This window comes from Microcystis sp. M53598_WE2 (genome assembly GCF_030067735.1).
GTDB classification, from domain to species: domain Bacteria; phylum Cyanobacteriota; class Cyanobacteriia; order Cyanobacteriales; family Microcystaceae; genus Microcystis; species Microcystis aeruginosa.
In genome coordinates this window covers 1-5,632 of the sequence record NZ_JASJFE010000812.1, presented here as the reverse complement: position 1 = coordinate 5,632, position 5,632 = coordinate 1, and the positions used below count along the sequence as shown (strand labels likewise).

Here is a 5,632-nt window from a genome sequence, read left to right as displayed (position 1 = left end):
TAATTTTAGGGATTTCAGTGATCGGTGATTAGAACTGAGGCCGCAGCTCAATTTTTGTCAATCTACTGAGTTGGGATTTTGAAAGGGAAACTCTCCGCTAAAACTGGGCGTTATTTCCGATTTTATCACTCAATCCCAATCTTTAGGGGGTTCTACTCCCCAAACCCCGGAGCGCATTAGTTTTTCGGTGGGATGCTTACACGCGATTGTTCATATTTTTGTACTAATTTAAGAGTCACTGATAATTGCTAATTGTCGGTATTTCTGCAAATGTGGGATGCACTCGCTAAAACTCCTCTTTTTCACTTTTTACTTGACAAATGACCGGCCATTTGCTGCGGAGGCCGGTATTCGGGAACTAAATCTTGTAGGGACTTAACTAAGCCCTGACGGTCATTAACTTGAATATAATTAAGCAGTTGCTCTAATTTGATTTGCAATTTTTCCCAAGCAAGAAAGTGTTCATTAGCGCAAAAAATCTTTGGGTGATCGGTGGGACGAGCTTTATCGGTATCGATTAATAATTCTTCGTAGAGTTTTTCCCCCGGTCTTAATCCTGTGATTTCAATATCGATATCTTGCCCTAATTCCAAGCCACTTAAACGGATCATCTGTAGGGCCAAATCGTAAATTCTTACCGGTTCACCCATATCTAAGAGGAATACCTCACCCCCTCGGGCCATGGCTCCTGCTTGCATAACCAAACGCACCGCCTCGGGAATAGACATAAAATAGCGAATAATATCGCGATGGGTGAGGGTAATATTCTTACGTTGGGCGATTTGTTCCCGGAAACGCGGCACCACGGAACCGCTACTATCAAGAACATTGCCAAAGCGGACGATAGCGCAACAGGTGGAAGTGTCGGGTAAAGCGGCCAAAGCTTGTATAACTAACTCAGCACAGCGTTTACTGGCCCCCATAATGTTAGTCGGTCTGACGGCCTTATCAGTGGAAATAAGAACTAAATTACTAACCGAATTCTCGATCGCGGTCTGAGCGACATTTAAACTACCCCAAACATTAGTGTAAACCCCCTGACTAGGATTGGCTTCCACAAGAGGAACGTGCTTATAGGCGGCCGTGTGATAAATTGTCTCAATCTGGTGTTGTTGGATGACTCGGGCCAGATGATTGCGGTCGAGAACATTGCCTAAATAGGCATACTTGCGTAAATCGCTATAATTTTCGCTTAAATCGAGATCGATTTTGTAGAGGGAAAACTCATTTAATTCGTAGATTACCAAGCATTTTGGCTTGAGGAAGGCGATTTGTCGGCATAATTCCGAACCGATGGAACCACCACCCCCGGTGACTAACACCGCTTTACCCGTGACATTTTTTGCCAAAAGTTCGGGATGGGGTAGAATTTCTTCCCGTCCTAATAATTCCGAGACATCGACACTGCGAATCTGATTGATGGCCGCTTCTCCCGATAAAATTTTTGAGAGGGGAGGGACGGTTTTGATGACGATGGGTAAAGTTTCTAGACTTTCGATGATTTGCCGCTTTTTGGCCTTGGCTACATTCGGAATAGCGAGAACAACCCAGTCAAAGGCCCGTTTTTGGTGCAGTAGTGCCAATTGAGAGGGGGAATAAACCCTAATGCCTTGGATAACTCGCTGCTGCAAATCGGGATTATCATCAACAAAGGCCAATAAACGATAGTGGGGGTCATTTTGTAGGGAACGTGCTAATTGACGACCCACAACCCCGGCACCATAGATAACAATTGTCGGTTCCCTATCGACACTACTGACGTAAATATTCAGACGGTGAAAGACAGAACGAATCAACAATCTCACCCCAATAACCAATACTAGGGTTAACAATGCGTCGATAATCAGGACTGAACGCGGCAAAAAGGCATCCCTTTGAAAGTAGGCCAGACTGATTAAAACCCCTGAACTATAGAGAACCGCTTGCAGTACGGAGGAAAGAAACTCTAATCCTGTATAACGTACTACAGGACGGTAAATACCTCTGAGATAGAAAACTAGAACTTTAATCGCAATTAAGCTGAGTATTTCCCCGAAAAAAGGTCTAATTTCCTGATATTCTAGGCTCAGATTCAACCTGAGAGAGAAGGCTAGATAGATGCTTAGACAAAAAACAAGGCAATCGGTGACAATTAAAAGAGATCGCTTCGATGACCTAGATAGGGAATTAGCTAATTTAAGGATTTTGTTGGCCAGTTTTCTATACATTATCTAATTGATTAATTAATCTTAAGGTAAATTTACTTAGCTCCTCTCGACTTTGTGCGATAATCAGTGCTTATTATTCGGACGAGTCTTGCTAGGCAAGGCTTTGAAGAATATATTTCTAGAAAATTACCCCTATTCTTCTCCCTTCCATACAGAAACAAGAAGAGCCAATATTCTTTATAACAGTAGCGCTGCCTGTCTTTCCGGAGATGATATCACCCAAATCCAATTATGTCAAGTGGCGGGATTTGTCAAGACTTTTTTCCTTTTACCAACTTTTCATCTCTCCCCAAAAATTTTCTGCTCCCGCAAACTAGCCGATAAATCACCGCTAGTCAAGGTTACAATCAAGAATTGACACAAAAATTTATCAACTAAAGTTATGAGTAATCAGTACGATGCGATCGTGATTGGGTCGGGAATCGGGGGATTGGTGACAGCGACGCAATTAGCGGCAAAAGGGGCAAAAGTCTTAGTTTTAGAGAGTTATCTGATTCCGGGGGGCAGCGCAGGTTATTTTGAACGAGAGGGTTATCGTTTTGATGTGGGTGCTTCGATGATTTTTGGTTTTGGCAAAAAGGGGACGACTAACCTCTTAACCAAGGCTTTGGCAGCGGTGGATATGAGTATCGAAACCATTGCCGATCCCGTCCAGATCCATTATCATCTCCCGGACGGATTAGACTTAAAAGTTCATCGCGACTACGAACAATTTTTACAGGAATTAATTAGCCATTTTCCCGCAGAAAAAACCGGTATCCGGCGCTTTTACGATGAATGCTGGCAGGTGTTTAATTGCCTCAATAGTATGGATTTACTATCGCTGGAAGAACCCCGCTATCTGACTAGGGTTTTTTTCCAGCATCCTTTATCCTGTTTGGGATTGGTCAAGTATTTACCCCAAAATGCGGGAGATGTGGCCAGAAAATATATTAAAGACCCGAAATTATTGAAATTTATCGACATGGAATGTTATTGTTGGTCGGTAGTACCCGCCGATCGCACTCCGATGATTAACGCGGGAATGGTCTTTAGCGATCGCCATTACGGGGGAATTAACTATCCCCGGGGGGGAGTGGGACAGATTGCTCTCAAGTTAGTCGCGGGATTGGAAAAAGCTGGTGGTGAAATCCAGTATCAAGCGAGAGTGAATAAGATTATTTTAGATGCAGGACGAGCGATCGGGGTAAGATTGACCAATGGTAAGGAATATTACGCTAAAAAGATTGTTTCTAATGCCACCCGTTGGGATACCTTCGAGAAACTACTCCCCCCGGAATCTCTCCCCGGCAGCGAAAAAAAATGGCAAAAACGCTATCAAAAATCCCCCAGTTTCCTGAGTTTGCATCTGGGAGTTAAGGCCGATGTATTACCATCAGGAAGCGAATGTCACCATATTTTACTAGAAGATTGGGAAAATATGGAAGCAGAACAGGGAACTATCTTTGTTTCTATTCCTACCTTACTCGATCCCTCCCTCGCACCCCCGGACCATCATATCATTCATGCTTTCACCCCTAGCTGGATTGATCAATGGCAAAAACTGCCCCCCCAAGAATATCAACAGAAAAAAGAGGCCGCTGCTCATCGTCTCATCGAGCGCCTGAAAAAACTCTTTCCCAAACTAGATACAGGATTAGATTATATCGAAATTGGCACGGCTCGCACCCATCGCCGCTTTTTGAATAGAATCGATGGCAGTTACGGCCCAATACCGCGAAGAAAACTGTTAGGTTTATTAGGAATGCCTTTTAATCGTACAGCTATTCCTAATCTTTATTGTGTGGGAGATAGTACCTTCCCGGGTCAAGGATTAAACGCGGTGGCCTTTTCTGGTTTTGCTTGCAGTCATCGTCTAGCGGTAGATCTCGGTTTACCTAGTCGCAGAGATTAAAAGCTGAAAATCAGGATTTTCACCTGCGAATTCTGAAACGGGAAGGTAACACTTGACAGCGTTTCTCAGATAGATGAGGTGCATTTTTGCGACTGGAGTTTTTACTTCGGCAAGGTTTAATTCATACGTCACCTTGACGAGAAACGCTGTAGATCGGTTTTGCTGATAACTGATAACTGAAGACTGAAGACTGATAACTGATAACTGATAACTGATAACTGATGCTTACTCCTTTTGATTCCCCCAAATCTTTACATTGGCAGCAAAGCTTGCGAGCGCCGATTGTTCGTCAATTGGAGATATTTGGCTTTACAATGCAGTTTTTGACTTTTTTGCTCTGGGATCGTTTAACGGGGGCTAATAGGGGCAAAAAACGGCAAAGGAGAGCGAAATGGTTAGTAGATCGCCTCATGAATTTAGGACCAACTTTTATTAAAATTGGGCAATCTTTATCGACGCGAGCAGATTTAATTCCGCTCGAATATATCGAACAATTAACCCAATTACAGGATCGAGTTACCGAATTTAATAGTCAAGAAGCGATCCGAGTTATTGAAACAGAATTAGGACAAACCCTAGATAATTTATTTGCAAGTTTTAGCGTGTCTCCCCTCGCTTGTGCCAGTTTAGGACAAGTGCATCGAGCGCGGTTATTAGGTGGGGAAGAGGTCGTTATTAAGGTACAAAGACCGAATCTAGAAGGACTATTTAATCTCGATTTTGAAGTGTTGCATCGTCTCACCCGTTGGTTAAATATTTTCCCCGTGGTGAAAAAATATAATTTAGAAGCTATCTACCAAGAATTCTTTGAGCTACTCTTTCAAGAAATCGATTATATCCATGAGGGTAAAAATGCAGATCGCTTTCGGGAAAATTTTAAGAATTATCCTCAAGTAAAAGTCCCTTTAGTTTACTGGCAATATACCACCCGCAGGGTATTAACTTTGGAGTATGTGCCGGGGATTAAAGTGGATGATCGAGAGACTTTACTAGCTAACGGTATTAATGTAGATGGGATTATTCAACTGGGGATCTGTTCCTATCTCAAACAACTATTACAGGATGGTTTTTTTCAATCGGATCCCCATCCGGGTAATATGGCAGTCAGTCAGGAAGGGGAGTTAATTTTCTACGATTTCGGCACGATGTTCGAGTTAAAGTCCGTCGCTAAAGATCAAATGATTGAAACCTTTTTCGCTATCTTGAGAAAGGATACGGAAACAGTCTTAAAAACCTTGATGTATATGGGGTTAATTGAACCCGTTAGAGAGCTGCAACCCGTGCGAAATATCGTGCAGTTTCTCTTAGATGAATTTCGCGATAAACCAGTAGATGTGAGGGCCTTTGAACAAATTAGCGATCAAGTGTATTTAATGTTTAAACAGCAACCTTTTCGCTTACCTCCCCAAATGACTTTTATTATTAAATCTGTCACCACTTTGGATGGGATTGCCCGCTCTTTAGATCCCCAGTATAATTTATTAGCAGCTAGTCAACCTTTTGTGAAAAGTCTAGCGGTATCGGGAGGAAC

Annotated in this window: 3 protein-coding genes; 2 read left to right on the top strand and 1 reads right to left on the bottom strand. The window is 42.7% G+C overall.

The window, feature by feature from the left end; genetic code table 11:
* Positions 1–302: 302 nt before the first annotated feature.
* Positions 303–2,132: a polysaccharide biosynthesis protein gene (locus tag PX636_RS16500; RefSeq protein ID WP_288117873.1), complete on the bottom strand. Its 1,830-nt coding sequence runs from the start codon at positions 2,130–2,132 to the stop codon at positions 303–305.
* Between the two features lie 457 nt (positions 2,133–2,589).
* Here PX636_RS16500 and crtH point away from each other — a divergent pair, with 457 nt between their 5' ends.
* Both crtH and PX636_RS16490 read left to right on the top strand, forming a co-directional pair.
* A complete protein-coding gene (gene crtH / locus PX636_RS16495) occupies positions 2,590–4,101 on the top strand; it encodes a carotenoid isomerase (RefSeq protein WP_125731991.1) in 1,512 nt (503 codons plus the stop codon).
* A 221-nt stretch (positions 4,102–4,322) separates the two neighbouring features.
* Positions 4,323–5,632: ABC1 kinase family protein (locus PX636_RS16490; protein WP_288117872.1), on the top strand; the 1,310-nt coding region annotated here is incomplete at its 3' end.